At 45.4% G+C, this 19,600-nt stretch carries 17 protein-coding genes; 6 read left to right on the top strand and 11 right to left on the bottom strand.

Going from position 1 to position 19,600, the window contains the following annotated elements; genetic code table 11:
- Positions 1-52 precede the first annotated feature (52 nt).
- The 4 genes from I5M27_RS13105 to I5M27_RS13090 form a co-directional block, all read right to left on the bottom strand.
- Positions 53-472 (bottom strand): hypothetical protein, encoded by a 420-nt coding sequence (locus I5M27_RS13105; protein ID WP_200506723.1) that lies wholly within the window; start codon positions 470-472, stop codon positions 53-55.
- A gap of 126 nt (positions 473-598) precedes the next feature.
- Positions 599-1,051: a thioredoxin-dependent thiol peroxidase gene (gene bcp, locus I5M27_RS13100; protein WP_200506721.1), complete on the bottom strand. Its 453-nt coding sequence runs from the start codon at positions 1,049-1,051 to the stop codon at positions 599-601.
- A gap of 66 nt (positions 1,052-1,117) precedes the next feature.
- Complete coding sequence (locus I5M27_RS13095; protein WP_234462522.1) at positions 1,118-3,016, bottom strand: M23 family metallopeptidase; 1,899 nt, start codon at positions 3,014-3,016, stop codon at positions 1,118-1,120.
- Positions 3,017-3,134: 118 nt separating this feature from the next.
- Complete coding sequence (locus I5M27_RS13090) at positions 3,135-3,746, bottom strand: fumarylacetoacetate hydrolase family protein (RefSeq protein WP_200506720.1); 612 nt, start codon at positions 3,744-3,746, stop codon at positions 3,135-3,137.
- A gap of 223 nt (positions 3,747-3,969) precedes the next feature.
- Here I5M27_RS13090 and I5M27_RS13085 point away from each other — a divergent pair, with 223 nt between their 5' ends.
- Positions 3,970-4,764 (top strand): M48 family metallopeptidase, encoded by a 795-nt coding sequence (locus I5M27_RS13085; RefSeq protein WP_200506718.1) that lies wholly within the window; start codon positions 3,970-3,972, stop codon positions 4,762-4,764.
- 19 nt (positions 4,765-4,783) lie between these two features.
- Entirely contained in the window at positions 4,784-5,314 is a 531-nt protein-coding gene (locus tag I5M27_RS13080) for a hypothetical protein (protein ID WP_200506716.1), read from the top strand.
- Positions 5,315-5,473: 159 nt separating this feature from the next.
- Here I5M27_RS13080 and I5M27_RS13075 read toward each other — a convergent pair whose 3' ends face one another.
- Positions 5,474-6,286, bottom strand: coding sequence for a 3'-5' exonuclease (locus tag I5M27_RS13075; RefSeq protein ID WP_200506714.1), 813 nt, complete (start codon positions 6,284-6,286; stop codon positions 5,474-5,476).
- A gap of 238 nt (positions 6,287-6,524) precedes the next feature.
- Positions 6,525-7,898 (bottom strand): UDP-N-acetylmuramate--L-alanine ligase, encoded by a 1,374-nt coding sequence (locus tag I5M27_RS13070; RefSeq protein ID WP_200506713.1) that lies wholly within the window; start codon positions 7,896-7,898, stop codon positions 6,525-6,527.
- 240 nt (positions 7,899-8,138) lie between these two features.
- On the opposite strand from I5M27_RS13070, the gene dnaB reads away from it, so the two are divergent.
- Together dnaB and I5M27_RS13060 are read left to right on the top strand one after the other, a co-directional pair.
- Entirely contained in the window at positions 8,139-9,698 is a 1,560-nt protein-coding gene (gene dnaB / locus I5M27_RS13065) for a replicative DNA helicase (protein WP_200506712.1), read from the top strand.
- Between the two features lie 153 nt (positions 9,699-9,851).
- A complete protein-coding gene (locus I5M27_RS13060; RefSeq protein ID WP_200506711.1) occupies positions 9,852-10,979 on the top strand; it encodes a tetratricopeptide repeat protein in 1,128 nt (375 codons plus the stop codon).
- A gap of 58 nt (positions 10,980-11,037) precedes the next feature.
- Here I5M27_RS13060 and I5M27_RS13055 read toward each other — a convergent pair whose 3' ends face one another.
- The 4 genes from I5M27_RS13055 to hppD form a co-directional block, all read right to left on the bottom strand.
- On the bottom strand, positions 11,038-13,308 hold the full coding sequence (locus I5M27_RS13055) for a cation:proton antiporter domain-containing protein (protein WP_200506710.1): 2,271 nt from the start codon (positions 13,306-13,308) through the stop codon (positions 11,038-11,040).
- A 374-nt stretch (positions 13,309-13,682) separates the two neighbouring features.
- Positions 13,683-15,446, bottom strand: a complete 1,764-nt coding sequence (locus I5M27_RS13050) for a phospho-sugar mutase (protein WP_200506709.1) — start codon at positions 15,444-15,446, stop codon at positions 13,683-13,685.
- An 81-nt stretch (positions 15,447-15,527) separates the two neighbouring features.
- Positions 15,528-16,079 carry a hypothetical protein gene (locus I5M27_RS13045; RefSeq protein ID WP_200506708.1) on the bottom strand — a complete coding sequence of 184 codons (552 nt, stop codon included), beginning with the start codon at positions 16,077-16,079 and terminating at the stop codon, positions 15,528-15,530.
- 87 nt (positions 16,080-16,166) lie between these two features.
- A complete protein-coding gene (gene hppD, locus I5M27_RS13040) occupies positions 16,167-17,297 on the bottom strand; it encodes a 4-hydroxyphenylpyruvate dioxygenase (RefSeq protein WP_200506707.1) in 1,131 nt (376 codons plus the stop codon).
- Positions 17,298-17,442: 145 nt separating this feature from the next.
- Here hppD and I5M27_RS13035 point away from each other — a divergent pair, with 145 nt between their 5' ends.
- Positions 17,443-17,838 (top strand): hypothetical protein, encoded by a 396-nt coding sequence (locus I5M27_RS13035; protein ID WP_200506706.1) that lies wholly within the window; start codon positions 17,443-17,445, stop codon positions 17,836-17,838.
- A gap of 226 nt (positions 17,839-18,064) precedes the next feature.
- On the top strand, positions 18,065-18,637 hold the full coding sequence (locus I5M27_RS13030; RefSeq protein WP_200506704.1) for a pseudouridine synthase: 573 nt from the start codon (positions 18,065-18,067) through the stop codon (positions 18,635-18,637).
- Positions 18,638-18,671: 34 nt separating this feature from the next.
- Here the strand turns inward: I5M27_RS13030 and I5M27_RS13025 are convergent, their stop codons facing one another.
- Positions 18,672-19,340 (bottom strand): CPBP family intramembrane glutamic endopeptidase, encoded by a 669-nt coding sequence (locus I5M27_RS13025; RefSeq protein WP_200506703.1) that lies wholly within the window; start codon positions 19,338-19,340, stop codon positions 18,672-18,674.
- Positions 19,341-19,600: the final 260 nt, after the last annotated feature.

The raw sequence follows: 19,600 nt of genomic DNA, 5'->3' as shown, positions 1-19,600 counted from the left end.
TCAATGTATAACAGTTGAAAACGGTATTGTTTTTTGGTTAAAAAGTCAGGGTTTATTTTAAAAGTGCTTCATTGCAATCCCAATCAATATAGTAGATAAAAGTAGTGTTTAGAGCTGTTCTGTTTATTTTAAACTCCAGGCTGCCATTTTCTTTTAGAATGGAATCACCAACCTGAAGGAAATTGTAAGTCTTAGGGTTTAAAAGTGCCCACTGGCTGATCAAGGTATCAGAGCCACTTACATACTTGAAAAACTTCACTCCTCTTTCATCAGCGAATTTACTTGTAACTACTCCCTGAATGCGTTCTGCTTTTAATTTTTTTTCGTCTTCGCAATTCTTTTTATTAATCCGGCTCTCAGTGTTTCCTATATCAATTTTGAATATGCTTAATACGATCACTCCGCCCACCCAAATTATCGTAGGAATTGTAAAAAATAAATATTTCCCCTTAAACCATTTTTTTATATCCATTCAGCTCGTTCAAAAACCCTATCCTTTTCCCCAAAAAAACTCCTTCTACTTTCTTCCTTTATCCTTCTACCATCAAACCTATAAAGCCAAAAAGTTGAACCGCGATTTTCACAGTTCAACTTTTAGTTAGCTTTTCAGAATTTGCGCCGCGTGGTTTTTTGTATCCACTTTGGTGATGATGTCTTCAATTTTTCCTTCCTCATCAATCACAAAAGTGTATCGCATAGTGCCCATGTATTTGCGGCCATACATGCTTTTTTCCTGCCACACGCCGTATTTTTCCACTATTTCGTGCTCTGTATCAGCCAGGAGCGGGAAAGGTAGTTCGTATTTATCTATAAATTTCTGGTGCTTTTTTTCGTTGTCTACACTTACGCCTACAACCACGTAGCCTTGTTTTAAAAGTGCATCGTAATTGTCGCGAAGGCTGCAGGCCTGGGCGGTGCAGCCGGGCGTATCGTCTTTCGGGTAAAAGTAAAGCACCACTTTTTTGCCCCGGAAACCGGAAAGCTTTAGTAACTCGCCGTGCTGGTTCTTCACTTCAAAATCAGGTGCGATATCGCCAACTTGTAAGCTCATTTTTATTTGTTTTAGAAAATCCTGAAAATCATCTTCGAATTTCAAATCTCCAAATTTTCAAATCCACTATATTTTGGTTTTATAAACCGTTTCGTTTCCGGCGTTGTCTTTCACCCGCAAAACCACTTCGCCCGACAAAGGTACTTTTTTATCCAGTTTTTCGGACCACATCAGCGCTTTTTTATGTTCGAACTTGAGCAAAACGAATTTGCCGTCTATTTCCAGCTTATATGAAGCCAGTCCTGAAAGGTCGTCGCGTACCCGGAAAGAAATTACGTCTTTGTTTTTCATCAGCAATTTCACGGTCGGGGCGGTGGTATCGGTTAATATCCGGAATTTGCCCAAGTTTTTGGTGTAAGTCGTGATCGCGCCATTTTCCCATTTGCCGCCTTCAAAATTGCGGCTTTTGCCCCAGCCCGCAAAATAAACTGCGGCTTTACTCAGATCGCCGGCTGGCAAGGTTTGCGGTTTTAAAGTCAGTTTAATAGGGCCGTAAAGTGGCGTGAACATATCGTTTACGGTAAAGAACTCTTTGTCGACAGCCGTTTTCAAGTACAGCGTATCGTAAAGCGAATTTGGCTGGAAAACCACGCTCACGTTATTGTCGGTATAATTCAGTTCCTGGCCCGAGGGTACGATCTGGCGGATGCCGGGTTTCCGGGAAATGCCGCAGAAAGTTATGGAATCCGGAATGCCGCCGCGCAGGTCATAAAGGTGCACCGAACCGTTTTCGGTAGCATAACTTGGCAGGAGGTTGTATTTTAAGCGGCCAATATAAAGTTCTACGTTGCGAACCTGGCTGGCCGTATCGTTGGCGGTAACTTTCAGAATATTTTCGCTGATTTCGTAATCGAGTTGCGGTTTTTTGGGTTTTTTGGCCGTGCCTTCAAAAACCGGTTTCCGGCCGTAGATCGTAAAACGGAACGTGGTAGTGTTTTGATAAGCATCTTTCAGCGTGAGCACCACCTCATTTTTAGAGTTCGGTTTAATGAAGAATTTGCCTTTCTGGTAGGTTTGCGCGTAGATCGGTAAGCCGTTGCCATCGTCTACATAGCACTTTTCGAAGCTTTTTCCATAGCGTTTCAGTACCTCGTAATTAATATGGCAGGAAACCTGGCGGCTTTTTTCGTGCGGAATGGCGTCTATGTAATGGCTGTAAACCACTTTGCCGTTCACTGTCAGATCCACTTTCTGTACGCCGTTCTTGTTTTCGGCATTATTCAGCCGGTCGAAAGCCATCATTTCCAGGCCAATCAAGCCGTGGGCAAAAACGCTATCTTTTAAGGTGTAAAAAGTGCCGCTTTTCACGGGCGTAAATTCAAAACGGTCAAATTGGTTGTTTACCCGGCCATCGATAGATAGTGTTTTAAGCGCGATGGTATTTAAAGTAGGTGGAATATTGTCCACTATTTCCGGAAACCTGAAACGCAGCACGTTGTACTGTACATCATCTTTATCGCGGATCTCGAAGTGCAGATGTGGGCCGCCAGAACCGCCCGTATTTCCGCCATAGCCAATAATATCGCCTTTTTTGAACTTGAAAATATCTTTTTCCGGCTTTAGTTCCAGTTCAAAGGCCTGGTTTTCGTATTGCTTGCGCAGCATAAAAGCGGCTATCGGCTCGGCAAAACGCTCTAAATGGGCATAAACCGTTACCAGCCCATTGGGGTGGGTTAAATAAACAACGTTGCCGTAACCGTAGCTCGATTGTTTGTACCGCGATACGTACCCGTCGGCGGCCGCATACACCGGCCAGCCCGTTACGCCGCCCGTTTTAATATCGATGCCGCCATGAAAGTGGCTTGGCCGGATCTCGCCCATGCTGCCAGAAAGGAAATTCTGCTGGCCCGGTTTTATCGGGAACATAAAATAATCTAAAGGCACATCGGCCGGCATCTGGGCCAGCACTGCAAAAACGGTACTAAAAAACGCTAAAAAACTCGCTGCAAAAAATCTGAACTTCAAAACTAATTTAATATGTAAATGTGAAAATGTGTTAATGTGCTAATTTAAATGCGCTAATGTGTAAATGGGTTAAAATTATTAATTCACTAACACATTAGCACATTGCCACATTAGCACATTATTTTACTTCAAAATCGAGCATTTTCTCGTTTTCTATAAAGCCTTCCAGGCGGTCGCTGATCTGAACCGGGCCAACGCCGGCAGGGGTACCTGTAAAAATAATGTCGCCTTTTTTCAGGGTAATGTATCTGGAAATGAAAGCAATAATATCAGCAAACTTATGCATCATGAGTTCAGAATTACCTTGCTGCCGCACCTGGCCGTTTACCTGTAAGCTGAAATTGATGTTGTTCTGATCCGGGAAATCGGCAATTGGTTTAAATTCCGAAACCGGGGCGGAGCCGTTAAATTCTTTGGCCAGGGTCCAGGGCAAACCTTTGGCTTTGGCTTTGGCCTGCAGGTCGCGGGCAGTAAAATCTACGCCCAGGCCAATACCGTCGTAATAATTCTGCGCAAATTTTGCCTGAATATTCTTGCCTTCCTTGCTTATTCTTAAGATCAGTTCAATTTCGTGGTGAATGTCGCTGGAGAAATCGGGGAAGTAAAAAGGTGAATTCTGGCGCAATAGAGCGGTATCTGGCTTGGTGAAAATTACCGGTTCGTCCGGAATTTCGTTTTTCAGTTCGGCAATATGGTCGGCGTAATTACGGCCAATGCAAAGTATTTTCATAGCAGGGAATTTCTTCCTTCAAAAGTAAAACTTAATTCTCAGGGAAAACAGGCTTAGCTGCAAGTTTATTGCCCGGCCCCGGAAATCACCCCTTACGGATATTGGAACCAGCAGGATTTTTTTCCGGAAGCAAACATTTTATATAGCTAAAAACGTATAGAGGTGCAATCACCATGGGTATACCCCAAACGCTATCTTTTTCATACTAAAAAGTAGAATCATTATGTTAAGAAAATTTTTCCTCGCCAGTTGTTTGTTCGCTGCCGTTAGTTGTTCCACGGTTCCGGTTACCGGCCGCCGGCAGCTCGATCTGGTGCCCGATTCGCAAATGCTTTCCATGAGCTTTTCCGAATACGATACTTTCCTGAAACAAAACCGCCTTTCTTCCGATGCAGCCAACACGGCCATGGTGAAAAGGGTAGGGCAGCGCATTCAGCAGGCCGTGGAAGCCTACATGGCGCAAAATAATTTAAGCAACGAACTGGCCGGATTTCAGTGGGAATTTAACCTGGTGGAAGATAAAACGCCTAACGCCTGGTGTATGCCCGGCGGAAAAGTGGTGGTATATACCGGCATCTTGCCTTTAACCCAGAACGAAACCGGCCTGGCCGTAGTAATGGGCCACGAAATTGCCCACGCCATTGCCAAACACGGCAACGAACGCATGAGCCAGGGCCTGGCCCAGCAGTTAGGCGGCGTAGCGCTGGATGTTGCTCTTTCTCAGAAACCGGCCCAGACGCGCAGTTTGTTTTTAACTTCTTACAACGTAGGTTCGGGCTTAGGTTTGCTTAAATACGGCCGCACCCAGGAATCGGAAGCCGACCATTTGGGACTGATTTTTATGGCCATGGCCGGTTACGATCCGCAGCAGGCAATTCCGTTCTGGGAACGCATGGCGGCCCAGGGCAGCGGACAAGCTCCCCCGGAATTTTTATCCACTCACCCTTCCGATGCCACGCGTATCAACGATCTGCGCCGTTTAATGCCGGAAGCCATGAAATATTATAAACCACGCTAAAAAACGCTAGGGTAATATCATGAAAAAGTATGCATTCATTTTTAGTGCTGTCCTGTTGCTCGGTTCTGCCTGCCAGCGCGAAGGCAATTTTCCGGAAGTAATCAACATGCCCGTAGAACAGAATGGGGAAAAAGTAGCAGCCGGAAAATTGCTCGGGCAAATGATCTTCGATAGCGTAACGTATGCCGTGGAGCCCGAAAAAATGCTGCAACCGTTTATCGATGAATTTGGCGATGGCACCGTGGTAGATCATGCGCAGATCAGAAGGGTGCAGGCCACTAAAAATGATAAGCCGTACTACTACGCCGTAGGGATCGGGCAGAAGAACGGCGAATTCCGGATGATGGCTTTAGAGCTTCACGTTTCCGAAGACAACAGTTTATACGTAAGCTCCAATTCCCGGAAATACGTTACCACCAGCCGCGACTGCGAATTCTGCCTTTTCACCTACGATCATAATATTATTACCGGTTCCGAATGTCAGGAAGAAGCAAGCGCCGGTTCCTGTTCCTATTCCGTAGCCGAAACCAACAGTTTTATGCGCCGCTGAAATGTGGAAGAAACTGATCTTAACCGCCCTGGCCGTTTTAGCCGCTACCACCTTAGCCGGTGATAAACGGCAGAAAAAGAAATAAAACGGTATAATTTTAAACCAAAAAAGTCCGGCAGAAGAGCCGGACTTTTTTGGTTTTTATGTTTAGGAGGATTTTTAGGCTTTAAACATCGTAACGCCGCGCAACTTGATTTTGGTCAGTACTTTCTTGGTGTAAAGCGGAAATTCACCTTTCATCATCCAGTCGTAATAACTTGGTTCCTTAACAAGCACGTCTTCCACTGGCACATTTTTATGTTTCCCGAAATTGAAAACTTCGCGGCCGGCGTTATTGTAAACAATTCTGCCGGAAAGATCGGCCGTGTTTTGCGCTGTAAATTTATGCAGCTGCTGCATGTCGTTGCAAACCGGAAAAACTTCTTTCAGATCCGCCGAAACCATCGAAACGTTTTCGTACCGCAGGATCTGCGCTTTTAGAATTTCGTAAGTGGCCACCGTATCAGCTTCCGCACTATGGGCATTATCCAGGGCTTTGTCGCAATAAAATTTATAGGCCGCACTTAAAGTCCGTTGTTCCATCTGGTGAAAAATGCGGCATACATCTACCACGGCGCGGTTTTCCAGGTCGAACTCGATGTTGCAGCGCAAAAATTCCTCGGCCAGCAAAGGGATGTCGAATTTGAGCAGGTTATAACCGCCCAGGTCGCAACCCTGCATAAAATCATACAGATTCTTGGCAACCTGCGCAAACGTAGGACAATCCTTCACGTCGTCGTCGTAAATTTTATGGATCATGCTCGACTCCAGTGGAATCGGAATGGTTGGGTTGATCTTCCGCGTTTTCAGGATTTCTTCACCATCAGGCATCACTTTCAGCACGCTGATCTCCACAATCCGGTCTTTGCAAATATCGGTTCCGGTAGTTTCCAGATCGAAAAACACAATGGGCTTTCTCAGGTTCAGCTTCATAGTTTAATGATTAATGGCTAATGAATAATAATTAATTATTCGCAAAAACGGTATCGAAAATGGGTAAAAAAGTCAGTTTCGAATGAAAGTTATCCCGGGCATGCGCGGGATCTGGCTTGGCATTCGAACTGAAATAGATTCCTCCTAAAATCGGGATGCCCTGAAAAATCAGGTTTAGTTGTTAAAACCCCACTTTAGAAATTTTAAAGCTCGCCTCTTTTAAAAGGAAGGATTGGTTTTAAAGCACTTTCTCCGTCAAATGTTTAAAATCCAGGTTGTCGTAATTTCCCGAACTCATCAGGAGCAGATTCTGCTCTTGCCAATTTTGATCTTCAATAAATGCCTGCAGGACTTTGCTATTGGTAAAAACCCTGATGTTCGGATTTTTGAACGCTTCTTTTATCTGGCTTTCATCCAGCATTTCCATGCGCTTATGTTCCACCGTTTTTGGGTTGAAGTACACCACCGGCACATCGGCCGCATGCAAAGCGCCTGCATATTGCGGCAGGAAAGCTTTGTTCAGGCTGCTGAAGGTATGCAATTCCAAACAAGCAACCAACTTCCGGTGCGGGAATTGTTTTTTCAGGGCTTCGGTAGTAGCTTTTACTTTGGAAGGCGCGTGTGCAAAATCACGGTAAATTACCGTAGAATTTTTTTCGCCTAATTTCTCTAATCTTTTAGCCGCACCTTTAAAGGTGGCCAGTGCTTCGTAAAAAGCAGCACCCTTGATCCCGATCTCCTTGCAAACTTCCTTAGCCGCGCTGATATTCCGCAGGTTATGCTCGCCAAAGATCTGAATTTCTACCGGGTCTTTTTTGGTGATGAGCCAGGTCTTCCCGTTTTTGATCTTATGCTCATGCACGCTGTAACCAATAAATTTAGCGTCCTGTGTACGCGGCACGCACACGTGGGCTACCTGCTCGTCGTCCTGGTTGTAGATCATCACGCCGGCTTTGGGGGTCATGTCGGCAAAAATGCGGAACTGCTCGCGGTACATTTTCTCGTCCGGGAACACGTTGATATGATCCCAGGAAATGCCGGAAATTACGCCGATGTGGTGATGATACAAATGGAATTTCGGCACCCGTAGAATTGGCGAAGAAAGGTATTCATCGCCTTCAATTATAATGATCGGCGCATCTTCCGTCAGCTTTACCATGTTCTTAAAACCTTCCAGCTGCGCGCCCACCGCGTAATCGAACTTGCGGTTGTGGTACTGCAGCACGTGCATAATAATGCTGGTAATGGAGGTTTTTCCGTGGCTGCCGCCAATTACAATGCGCTGTTTGTTTTTGCTTTGCTCGTAAATAAACTCCGGGAACGAATAAACCGGCAGGTTCAACTCCTGGGCTTTGAGCAGTTCCGGATTATCGGCGCGGGCGTGCATACCCACAATTACTGCATCCAGTTCAGCCGTAACTTTTTCCGGGAACCAGCCTTCTTTTTCCGGCAGCAAACCGGCCTCAGCCAGACGGCTTTTGGCAGGTTCAAAAATTTCGTCGTCAGACCCGGTAACCTGCAGGCCTTTTTCGGCCAGGGCCAAAGCCAGGTTGTGCATAATGCTGCCACCGGTAGCAATTAAATGAATGCGTTTATATTCGTTCGAAAGCATAAAATAGCATGGTAAGAAAGCAAAAGTACGAAAATAAACTTCTTCGCCTATGGCCGGTTTTTAATTTTGAAAGCATCCCAATTGCTTAAACCAATATAGTGAAAATGGTATGCTTTTAGGCTTAAAAACTAACCGAAATTTAATTTACTGGCTTTCAGGAAAGTGGACTTTTTGTGAACAACTTGTTTATTATTCTGCCGGTTTTTGCAGTAGATTTGTTTGAATTAGGAAGATAAGGCTATGGAAGAGAATAACGTAAAGTTTCAGACAAAAACCAAAAACGGTTGGAACGCAAAATCGGTGTTGCCGGCAGGCGTAGGCAAATTGCCCCCCCAGGCCCTGGAACTGGAAGAAGCTGTTTTGGGCGCCTTAATGCTCGAAAAAGACGCTTTAACCACCGTAATTGATATTCTGCGCCCGCAAAGTTTTTACAAAGAAGCGCACCAGAAAATTTTCTCCGCCATCGTTGGCCTCTTCGATAAATCAGAACCAATCGATATCCTGACGGTTGTAACCGAATTACGCGAACGCGGCGAACTCGAATTTGTAGGCGGACCGTACTACGTTTCGCAGCTCACTACCCGCGTAAACTCAGCGGCCAACATCGAGTTTCACGCCCGTATCATTTCCGAAAATTCCATCAAGCGTGAACTCATTGGCATTTCTTCCGAAGTTTTAAGCAAAGCCTACGAAGATACTACCGACGTTTTCGACCTGTTGGATAGAACTGAGGCCCAGCTCTTCGAAGTATCTGAATCGAACATCCGCAAGAACTTCGACGATATGCGCTCGTTAATGGTGAAAGCCATTAAAGAACTGGAAGTAAAGAAAAACCAGAAGGAAGGCTTAACCGGGGTTCCTTCCGGCTTTACCGCTCTGGACCGCGTAACTTCCGGCTGGCAACCTTCCGATTTAATTATCCTGGCAGCCCGTCCGGGTATGGGTAAAACCGCTTTCGTAGTTTCAGCCATGCGGAATGCTGCCGTAGAATTTAAAAAACCGGTAGCTATTTTCTCTTTGGAGATGTCTTCGCTACAGCTCGTAAATCGTCTTATTTCAGCGGAAGCGGAACTGGATTCGGAGAAGATCAAAAAAGGCAACCTGGAAGAATACGAGTGGGCACAGCTGAACCATAAAATTGCTAAACTTTCCGAAGCCCCCATTTACATTGATGATACGCCGGGGCTTTCCATTCGTGAGCTTCGTACCAAATGCCGCCGCTTAAAAGCCCATCACGACATCCAGATGGTGATCATTGATTACCTGCAGCTCATGACCGGCTCAACCGACGGTAAAGGCCCGGGTAACCGTGAACAGGAAATCGCTTCCATTTCGCGGGCTTTGAAAATGATCGCCAAGGAATTAAGCGTGCCGGTAATTGCGCTTTCGCAGTTAAGCCGGGCCGTGGAAACCCGCGGCGGCGATAAAAAACCAATGCTTTCCGACTTACGTGAATCCGGTTCTATTGAGCAGGATGCTGATATGGTAGTGTTCCTGTACCGTCCGGAATATTATAAAATTACGGAAGATGAAATGGGTAACCCGACAGCCGGAACTGGTGAAGTAATCATTGCCAAACACCGGAACGGTTCCCTGGAAAACGTGATCCTGAAATTCATCGGCAAGTACACAAAATTTGCGGATCTCGACGGCGATTTCAATGCTGATTTTAATCCAGGCAGTTTTTCTTCGGCCAGCAATTTTGAAAACGAAACCCCAGGAACGATTCGTTTAGGCAGCAAAATGAACGACGGCAGCGGCTTCCCGGGTTCAGCCTTCGATGAAGAACCACCTTTTTAAAACGGTATTATTTTAACTGGGAAAAGGCTCTGCAATACTGCAGAGCCTTTTTTTATGCCTATACTGAACTTCTGAAGGTTGTTTTAATTCCATTTAATTGTCCAAGCTGATTTAATAAAGTAGTTTAGTTTTTTGTTAATAATTCAAATTTTCATGGACCTAAGATTACTTTTTTTACTTTTTGTTTTGAGTATTCAGGCGTTTCATATTTCGGCTCAGGAAAGAATACATGTAAATGAATTTCAGAAAGGCAATGAACATTTCGACGCTGGCCGGCATCAGGAAGCAGTTGTGGCTTATACAGCAGCGCTTTCTTTAGATTCGATGATGTCTGAAATTTATGTGAACCGAGGCCTAGCACAAATGGAATTGAAAAATTACCGGGCTGCGCTGAAAGATTTTGATCAGGCACTTCTGATGGACAGGAGCAATAAAAATAATTTTAAAAACCGGGCAGTAGCCAGATTGAAATTGAAACAATATCCGGAAGCCTTAACTGATTTTAACGAAGCTATTGCTTTAGAACCCAATGATGGCGCGCTGTATTACGAAAGAGCTTTATACCATGTAATTGCCGGCGAAAGCAAAAATGCTATTGCTGACCTGAATGAAAGTATCAGGTTAAGCCCAACCGCGAAAGCCTTATTGGAACGCGGGAAAGTAAAGGCGAAATTGAATGATATGCATGGAGCAATCAGTGATTTTACCGAAGCTATTGCCAGAAATTCTAAGTTAACCGAAGCCTATTTTGAAAGAGGCTCAGCCTATAATGATTTAGGGTATGGTTTGGAAGCGGAAGAAGATTTTACCCAAACAGTAGTTTTGTCTCCCGGCAAAGCAGATGCGTTTTATAATCGGGCTTTGCTCAAATATGCCCGTAACGATGCAAATGGCAGCTTACAGGACCTGAATAAATTTATTGCTCTGAATAAGAAAAGGCCGGAAGCATATTTTAACCGGGGACTTGCTTATAAAAAACTGAATAAAAATACCGAAGCTCTGGCTGATCTTAACAAAGCTATCTCCTTGAAACCAAAGCAGGCTGATTTTCTTCGGCATCGCGGCGAAGTAAAAATTGCTCTTAAAAGTTTTGTCGAGGGAGAAAAAGACTTTACCCATGCACTTTCCATTCAACCCAAAAACGCCGAAGCTTTTTTAGGCAGAGGATACTGCCGCGTAATGCTGAAAAATAAAGTTGGCGGTTGTGCCGATCTGAATAAAGCTTACAGCCTTGGAGCAAAGCAAGCCGCCCAACTAATAAATTTTAATAAATGCCAGTAATTACTTTTTAAGCTGAAAACCATACCGTTTTCAGCTTTTTTTTCAAAATTCGTTCAGACTACAGCGTATTCAGCTTCTGGATTTTTTGCTTTTCGCCCACAATCCACACAATATCGCCCCATTCAAAAGTAGTTGTTGAAGTCGGGTTTAAGATTCGTTCGTTATTGCGCTCAATGCCAACTACCAGTCCGTTGGTTTTTTCGCGAATGCCGGAATTAAGCACGGTTTTGCCTTTCAGCCGGTTATGTTCGTCAACCACAATTTTCTGCACTACAATGTCTTCAATGTTGTGATCGGCGGTATCTACGGCTTCCAGCGTATCGAAAACTGGTTTAAAAGCCTGCATTTGTTCATCGGTGGCAATAATACCCACGTGGTCGAAAGGCAGCAGTTTGTTGTTTTTGCCGGGAGCATAAATGAGTTTGTCGCCCCGTTTAATGTAGGCAATATTCACCCCATAATTTTCGCGCCAGGCCAGCTCCTGCAGGGTTTTACCAATGTATTCGGCCTGCTGGTTTACTTCCAGGTCTACCATGTGCGCATCCCAGGGCGAAAGATCGGATTGCGGGCTGAAGTGCTTGCTCAGAATGTTTTCAGATTCGGAAAGCTTTGCGGCTTCGGCTCTTTCTCGCGCGTGCAGGTTGCTTAAAAAGCGGCCTTCCAGACGCTGGTAAAATGCCTGGATCCGTTTTGAGAACATGAACATGACAATGATGATGATGGGTACAGCCACCAGTATGGCAATAGTAGTGGAAAAAATGCGCTCCACCCAGATGGCAACGATCAGAATGCCCAGCGCCATCCGAACTACTTCCAGCACCAGCAAAGGCCCCTGGCTATATTCTTTTTCAAGCCAGAGCTCTTTAAAACCCATGTTTTTCGGCCTTTTGGTCATCAGAGCCCATAAGAACGGCGATCCCGCGGCCAGGGAAATAACCAGGGCAATCACGTTCCGGGTAATCTCGTCGTCAATATGTTCAGCCAGAAACGGTATCAGAAACTTGATGGAAACTAACATCAGTGCCAGTAAAACTATGCCGTTGGTAACCGCAATGTTCAGATAAGCTTTGGTGAGGCGTTTCCAGTTGCTTTCTGCCTGAATGTTTTGCGTGCCGGAGGAATATTTGTTCAAAGCAACCAGCCACCTTTCCGGCGTTACGCGGGTAATGAAATTATAAACCGGCTCAGAATACTGGATCATGTACGGGGTGGTGAACGTAGTAATGGCCGAAGCCCCTACGGCAACCGGGAAAATAAAATCGCTGGTAACGCCCAGGGAAAGGCCCAGGGCCGCCACAATGAAGGCAAATTCCCCGATCTGCGCCATACTCATGCCCACCTGTACCGATTGCCTGAGCGGTTGACCGGAAAGAATAGCCCCCAGCGTGGTACTGAAAAATTTACCAAATAATGTAAGCAACGTTACCCAAACCACCGGCCAGCGGTATTCCCAGATCGTTTCCGGATCGATGAGCATGCCCACCGAAACAAAAAATATTGCGCCGAACAGGTTTTTAACCGGCGTAAGAATATGCTCTACTTTTTCAGCCGCCGTTGTTTCTGCCAGAATCGAGCCCATGATAAAAGCTCCTAATTCCGCCGAAAATCCGGCTTGCGTAGCTAAAACCACCATGCCCAGGCAAAGCCCGATAGATAAGATCAATAAGGTTTCTTCGTCGAGTAAGGGTTTGGCTTTTCGCAGCAAAGTAGGCAGCAGAAAAATGCCGGCAATAAACCACAAAGCCAGGAAAAAGAGCAGTTTCAGCACGGTATAAGCCATTTCTGCGCCCTGAAATTGTTGGGTAACGGCAATGGTAGAAAGCAATACCATAAGCAGGATCACTACAATATCTTCCACTACCAGCACCCCGAAAACGATGCGCGCGAACATTTTGGTTTTTATTCCCAATTCATCGAACGCTTTGATAATGATGGTGGTAGAAGAACTCGCCAGCATACCGCCTAAAAACAAGCTGTCCATGGTAGACCAGTCCATAAGTTTACCCAGGAAAAACCCAGCTACGGTAATGAAAATAATTTCCACAAAGGCTGTGATGCTGGCAGAGCCTCCTACCCGCATCAGTTTTTTAAAGCTAAACTCCAGACCTAAACTAAACAAAAGGAAAATTACCCCGATATCGGCCAGTGTTTCTACGTTTTCGGTGTCTACAACATTAGGCGTGAGCGATAAATGCGGGCCGATCAGTAAACCGGCTATAATATAGCCTAAAACCAAAGGTTGTTTAATACTCCGGAAAAGTAAAGTAGTGATAGCGCCAACAATCAGAATCAGGGCAAGGTCTTGAATTAGTTTTGGTAGGTGCTCCATGCAATAGGGCTAGGTTTATTTTCAGTTTTGGTAATTTACTGCTTAAATGCCTGAAATGCTATTTTATTGTAATAAGCACGCAGGTTCTGATAAGTTTATTAAGAAAATACATTTCTAATACGGAAAATTAAAAAGCTTCGCTACAGCTCCCTTTTCGCAATTTATTGGTTTTCGGTTTTGCTTCCCGGCGAGTATTCTAACAGCTTTACCTTAACTTTTCAGAGCTAAAAGCATAGCGTTTTAGAGATTGAATACCTCACAAATCTTTTCAACTTTCGCGAGATAAATTCCTTCTTAAAACCGGATCTATTCAGACAAGAAAAAAGCCTGAAGCAATAATGCCCAGGCTTTTTTAAATTCTTATAACAGAATTCTTACTTCAACTGCAGATCTGCAACAATGGCTTTGATCTTATTGGTGAGTTTCTGATCTACCTGGTCAAAATCTTCGGCTTTTTCCAGCTTTTCGTTTACACTGAAGTAGAATTTGATCTTGGGTTCCGTGCCGCTTGGCCGGGCAGAGATCTTGGAACCATCGGCCGTAAGGAACTGGAGCACGTTCGAGCTTTCGGTAGTGGTTTTGGTTTCTGCGCCGGTTTCGAAGTTTTTGATCTGGCCGGTTTTAAAATCGCGCAGTTCTACCACTTTTGAGCCGGCAATTTCCTGCGGCGGATTGGCCCGCAAATCACTCATCATCTGGGCAATTTCTTTGGCGCCATTCATGCCTTTCTTGGTGATCGAGATCAGGTCTTCTTTGTAGAAACCAAATTCCTTATACATCTCGATCATGAGTTCGAACAAGGTTTTGCCCTGGTCTTTGACTACCGCCGCCATTTCCGCGATCATCGCGCAGCTCGCTACGCCGTCTTTGTCGCGCACAAAATCTCCGATCATATAGCCGTAGCTTTCTTCGCCGCCGGCAATGTAGGTGGCGCCGTTGCCGCTCAGTTCCTGTTCGCGGATCACTTCGGCAATATATTTAAAGCCGGTAAGCGTTTCGTAGTTTTTAACGCCCATCTTTTCGGCAATGTGGTTAATCAGATCAGTGGTTACAATGGTGTTTACCACGTACTCGTTGCCGGTAATTTTGCCCGCTTTTTTCCAGGCGTTGAGCATGTAATAGATCAGCAAACTGCCGGTCTGATTACCGTTTAAAAGCACGAATTCGCCTTTCAGATCTTTTACGGCAATGCCTACACGGTCAGCATCCGGATCGGTAGCTAAAACCAAATCCGCATCGATGGCTTTGGCTTTTTCAACGGCCAGTTTCATGGCATCTTTCTCTTCCGGGTTCGGGTAAACCACCGTCGGGAAATTGCCATCGGGCGTTGCCTGTTCTTCTACAATAGTAACGTTGCTGAAACCAAACATCTGCAGGGCGCGCGGCACCAACGTAATGCCGGTTCCGTGTAGCGGCGTGTACACAATTTTGAGGTTATGCTGCCGGTGAATCGCTTCTTTGGAAACTGAAAGCGAAGCTACTTTTTGCAGATATTTTTCGTCGATTTCCGCCCCGATCACGTGGATCTTTTCCGGGTTGCCCTGGAATTTCACGTCTTCGATGGATTTAATGGCGTTTACTTCGGCGATGATGTTTTTATCGTGTGGTGCTGTTACCTGCGCGCCATCGGTCCAGTAGGCTTTGTAGCCGTTGTATTCTTTGGGATTATGGCTGGCCGTTAATACCACCCCGCTCTGGCAACCAAGTTCGCGGATAGTAAACGATAATTCCGGGGTAGGGCGGAGGCCTTCGAAAAAGTAAACGGTAATGCCGTTAGCCGAAAAAACGTCGGCCACGATCTGGGCAAACGCATCGGAATTGTTGCGGCTGTCATGGGCAATGGCCACTTTAATTTCCTGATCCGGAAAAGACTTCAGTAAATAATTGCTTAACCCCTGCGTAGCCATGCCGAGCGTGTAGCGGTTCATCCGATTAGAACCTACACCCATAATGCCGCGCAATCCGCCGGTTCCAAATTCCAGGTCCTGGTAAAAAGCGTCGTTCAGGGCATCGGTTTGGTCGGTTTCCAAAAGCTGCCGGATGGCGGTTTTGGTTTCTTCGTCGTAATTACCTTCCAGCCAGGTGTTCACTTTTTGCTGGGCTGTATCTACTAGGGTTATGTTTTTTTCCAGATTCATATGCGAGTAGGTTAGGTTGTGGTTTGGCGCAATTAACCAATAGCGCCCGTAACAAAAACGGTAGGAAAATTAGCGAAAAAACTAATAAGGCAAATTGTAGTCCACTAAGTTTGGAAGCGTGTTCGCTACCTTTTCGAACCTCCAGCCTTTTTTGTCTTTCTTAAACAACATGGTCTTGCCGTAACTTTGTTTATGCAAAAAGCCTTTTTCGCGGCTTTCGCTGCCTAACGCAATTTGGCTCAGCACGGTTACAAGGGCATATTCGCTCTCGGGCTGATTGATCTGCATTACCCGCAGAAATACCATGTCCTGGCGGCGGGCCGGGTCAAAGATTTCGCTCTGCGTTTTGAGTTCGAATTTTACGTTTTTGAATTTCGGTAGCTGTTTTTCGTTCAGGTAAACCGGTTCCTTATCCGGATAATCCATCGAAATCATTTTATCGTAAAGCAAAACCGTTTTATCGGCTACCAGTTCCGGATATTCGGGCAGGAAATTAGGGTCGGAAACGGCAATGCGCAGGGCTTCTTTTAAAAGCGCTTTCTGGTCGCGGGAGAATTCGGTTTGGGCCTGGCTGGAAATGGAAAACAGAAAAAGACCAAAAAACGCTAGGAAAAACCGGTTAAAAAGTGCCATAATTTCAGAATTAAAAAAGCGAAAAAAACACCTCCGCTTTTCAACAGAGGTGTTCTTAATTATTGAAATGTAGTCGTAAAATTCGGCTTAGAGGTTGCCTCGCAGTGCCTGCTCGCGCTCAATAGATTCGAATAAAGCTTTGAAGTTGCCTTTACCGAACGCTTTGGCGCCTTTACGCTGGATGATCTCGTAAAATACGGTCGGACGGTCTTCTACCGGTTTGGTGAAGATCTGTAATAAATAACCTTCATCGTCGCGGTCTACCAGGATGTTGAGTTTACGCAGATCTTCCAGGTCTTCGTCTATGTTGCCTACGCGGGCAATCAGGTCATCGTAGTAAGAATCAGGCACCACCAGGAATTCCACGCCGCGTTTGCGCAGTTCAGAAACCGTTTCCAGGATATCGTAAGTGGCTACGGCAATGTGCTGAACGCCGGGGCTGTGGTAAAAATCAAGGTATTCTTCGATCTGCGATTTCTTCTTGCCTTCGGCCGGTTCGTTGATCGGGAATTTAACGTAGCCGTTGCCGTTGGAAACCACTTTGCTCATTAAAGCCGAGTATTCGGTAGAAATGTCTTCGTCGTCGAACGTGATGAGCAATTTAAAGCCTAATACATCTTCGTAGAATTTTACCCACTGGTTCATTTCGCCCCAGCCTACGTTGCCTACGCAGTGGTCTACGTATTTCAGGCCAACCGGCTTGGTTTCGAAGGTGCTCTTTTTAGCCACAAAACCCGGCATAAAAGCACCTTTGTAGTTTTTGCGCTCTACAAACGTGTGAATGGTTTCGCCGTAGGTATGAATGGAAGCAATTTTAACTTCGCCGAATTCATCGGTTAAGGTTTGAGGCTCAGAAGCTGGTTTGGCACCGCGTTTTACCGTTTCGTTAAAGGATTTTTCGGCATCGTCTACCCACAGCGCCATTACTTTTACGCCATCGCCGTGCTTGGCTACGTGTTTGGTAATGTCAGAATCGGGCAGCAAAGAGGTAGTAAGCACAAGGCGGATTTTTTCCTGCTGCAATACGTAGGAAGCGCGGTCGCGCACCCCTGTTTCCGGGCCTGCATACGCTACCAGTTCAAAGCCGAAAGCGGCCTGGTAGTAATAAGCGCTTTGCTTGGCGTTGCCAACATAAAACTCTATATAATCGGTACCGTTAAGGGGTAAAAAATCTACTGCAGTTTGTGTCGCAGCAGCCTGAGCTGTTTCCTGAGTCATGATAAATAAACTTTAAAATGAGTAATTGCCGTAAATTTAAGAATTTAAGTGGTATTTGAAAAGCAGAAAATTATTTCGGTTTTTTTGCCTTATTATTTGCAATTCGCGCCGGTAGTTTTAAAATTTGTATAAATCATTCCGAACTATGAATACAGAAAATTTAAATAAACAACTCGTAGCCCTCATCGAAAAGAAGCAGGCGTTAGGCAAACTTTCTTACAACGACGAGCGCTACGACGACATTGAAGAAGAGCTGCACGACCTGGAAGACTCCTTTAACGAAGAGTTCGGCCCGTATTTAGAAGATGTGCTGGAGGACGTACACGCCAAACTTTGCCCCGATACCGATGTGTTGCTGCCAACGGCCTACCTGCCAAACAATCTGGACGGCGAAAGCGGCGGTGATAATAAAGAAGGCGTTTGGGTTGATTCAGACGAGTTTCCGGGCAAAGAAGCGCGCCTGGTGCTGGTGCCAAACCCAACCCGCATCATTCTTTCGGTAGGAAAAGCCGTTCGTAAAGAGGTTTGGAAAGCAGAGTAAACTTCTGAACTGCAGCTGTTTAATTTTAGACTTTTCTTTTTGAAAGGCGGAAACGCTATACTTTTTAACGTAAAAAGTATAGCGTTTTTTTGTTACTGGCTTAATTCAAAAAGCTCTGCCGGTTTCTGTATCTTTGTACCTCGAAAACGCTATGCTTTTCCGCTTGAAAAGCATAGCGTTTTTTGTTGAAGAAGTCTGCCGGTAATTTGCGGCAGAAATTAGATTTATGGAGCACAGACATTTCATTATTCACAAACCGTACGGCTATTTATGCCAGTTTGTGTGCGAATTAAAAAGTAAAAAACTCCTCGGCGAATTTCACGATTTCCCCGAAGGAACTATGAGTATTGGCCGCCTGGACGAAGACAGTGAAGGCTTGCTTTTGCTAACCACCGATGGTAAAATGAGCGAACTGGTGCGGAGCAAAAAGGTAGAAAAAGAATATTACGCGCAGGTAGATGGCCTTATTACCGACGAAGCCATTGCAAAATTACAGGAAGGCGTAGAAATTGTGCACCGTTCCGAAACCTACCAGACGCTGCCCTGCAAAGCTTTTAAAGTAGAACAGGTTCCCGAATTTCCGCAGCGCCGCCGCAAGATCCGCGACGACCGCCACGGCCCTACCAGCTGGGTTTCCATTACCGTCCGCGAAGGCAAATTCCGCCAGGTTCGCAAAATGACCGCCACGGTAGGTTTCCCGACCCTGCGTTTGGTACGCGTGCGCATTGGCAATATGCAGCTCGGGAATTTAGATGCCGGCGAAGTAAAAGAAGTGGAAAATTTTGTGATCGGGGAGTAAGGTTTTTTTTGCCGGCCAGCTTTCTGCGTTCGCTTTACTTGAAGGGTGCAAGTAGCGGAATTTCGGGTTTCTTTTTAGCGAAGCGGAATATAACGAATACCAAAAGCAGTGCTCCCCAGGTTCCGGCCAGCACCCAGGTGCTGCCATTGGTTGTTGAAGTTTCAGTTGTTGGTAAAAAGACCTTGAAAGATTCGAAGGCAACGTTCGAGCCCCAATGAATGCCGAAAGCGAGCCAAAGTGATTTGCCAATTACCACGGCAAAAGCGAGCACTAAACCCAAGAAAAAAAGGTAGCTTAAAACAGCCGTCCCATCCTGCAACCGCCAGATATGATTTAAAACATAGATAAGCGCCGAAAGAAATATCCATAAAAGGGGGTTTACTGCTTTACCTGCGTGCGCGTACAAATAACCCCTCGTCAGAATATCTTCGGCCAGGGAGGGAATAGCGGTCATGAGCAGAATGAAAGGGAGTTGCCGGGCCAGGGTTGAAATTAAATGAACAGCACTTATTTTTTCAAAACCGGCCAGCACGGAAATAAAAAAGGAAGCGGCAAAGCACAGCAACCCAATAAAAAAACCTGAAAACAAGTGCCTGTACCAGCCAGTTTTTAAGCCGAGCCCATAGCCCCCCAAACCTTTCCAGCCCTGCGTTTTAGCCATTATAATTGCTACGGCTAAAAAACCGATCTTAAAAACTGCCATGATCCGTAAATCCGAATAAAATTCCGGGAAATGGTAAATAAAAAACAGGATCAAAAACCCTGCTATAGCCCCAAAAGTTTTCCGGTTAAGCAAATGTTTTTTACCCCAGGAATGCATGGTTTACAGGTTTGTTCTTTTTCATAGTCAGGAGTTTGTGTATCCGGAAGGCAGCATTTGAAAATAAAGGCGTAGCTGTTCTGAATTATTGCCGCACAGGTATTATTGCCGTATCGTTTTTGGCCGATTAAATACAAAAAGCC

The sequence above is a fragment of the Adhaeribacter terrigena genome, from assembly GCF_016623615.1.
GTDB classification, from domain to species: Bacteria; Bacteroidota; Bacteroidia; order Cytophagales; family Hymenobacteraceae; genus Adhaeribacter_A; species Adhaeribacter_A terrigena.
Note: the sequence above shows the minus strand (reverse complement) of the source record. Positions and strands in the feature narration are given on the sequence as shown.

Excerpts from the sequence above, each read along its gene's own strand:
- I5M27_RS13105 (WP_200506723.1), bottom strand. The coding sequence starts at position 472 with ATGGATATAAAAAAATGGTTTAAGGGGAAATATTTATTTTTTACAATT.
- bcp (WP_200506721.1), bottom strand. The coding sequence starts at position 1,051 with ATGAGCTTACAAGTTGGCGATATCGCACCTGATTTTGAAGTGAAGAAC.
- I5M27_RS13090 (WP_200506720.1), bottom strand. The coding sequence starts at position 3,746 with ATGAAAATACTTTGCATTGGCCGTAATTACGCCGACCATATTGCCGAA.
- I5M27_RS13085 (WP_200506718.1), top strand. The coding sequence starts at position 3,970 with ATGTTAAGAAAATTTTTCCTCGCCAGTTGTTTGTTCGCTGCCGTTAGT.
- I5M27_RS13080 (WP_200506716.1), top strand. The coding sequence starts at position 4,784 with ATGAAAAAGTATGCATTCATTTTTAGTGCTGTCCTGTTGCTCGGTTCT.
- I5M27_RS13075 (WP_200506714.1), bottom strand. The coding sequence starts at position 6,286 with ATGAAGCTGAACCTGAGAAAGCCCATTGTGTTTTTCGATCTGGAAACT.
- I5M27_RS13070 (WP_200506713.1), bottom strand. The coding sequence starts at position 7,898 with ATGCTTTCGAACGAATATAAACGCATTCATTTAATTGCTACCGGTGGC.
- dnaB (WP_200506712.1), top strand. The coding sequence starts at position 8,139 with ATGGAAGAGAATAACGTAAAGTTTCAGACAAAAACCAAAAACGGTTGG.
- I5M27_RS13060 (WP_200506711.1), top strand. The coding sequence starts at position 9,852 with ATGGACCTAAGATTACTTTTTTTACTTTTTGTTTTGAGTATTCAGGCG.
- I5M27_RS13055 (WP_200506710.1), bottom strand. The coding sequence starts at position 13,308 with ATGGAGCACCTACCAAAACTAATTCAAGACCTTGCCCTGATTCTGATT.
- I5M27_RS13050 (WP_200506709.1), bottom strand. The coding sequence starts at position 15,446 with ATGAATCTGGAAAAAAACATAACCCTAGTAGATACAGCCCAGCAAAAA.
- I5M27_RS13045 (WP_200506708.1), bottom strand. The coding sequence starts at position 16,079 with ATGGCACTTTTTAACCGGTTTTTCCTAGCGTTTTTTGGTCTTTTTCTG.
- hppD (WP_200506707.1), bottom strand. The coding sequence starts at position 17,297 with ATGACTCAGGAAACAGCTCAGGCTGCTGCGACACAAACTGCAGTAGAT.
- I5M27_RS13035 (WP_200506706.1), top strand. The coding sequence starts at position 17,443 with ATGAATACAGAAAATTTAAATAAACAACTCGTAGCCCTCATCGAAAAG.
- I5M27_RS13030 (WP_200506704.1), top strand. The coding sequence starts at position 18,065 with ATGGAGCACAGACATTTCATTATTCACAAACCGTACGGCTATTTATGC.
- I5M27_RS13025 (WP_200506703.1), bottom strand. The coding sequence starts at position 19,340 with ATGGCAGTTTTTAAGATCGGTTTTTTAGCCGTAGCAATTATAATGGCT.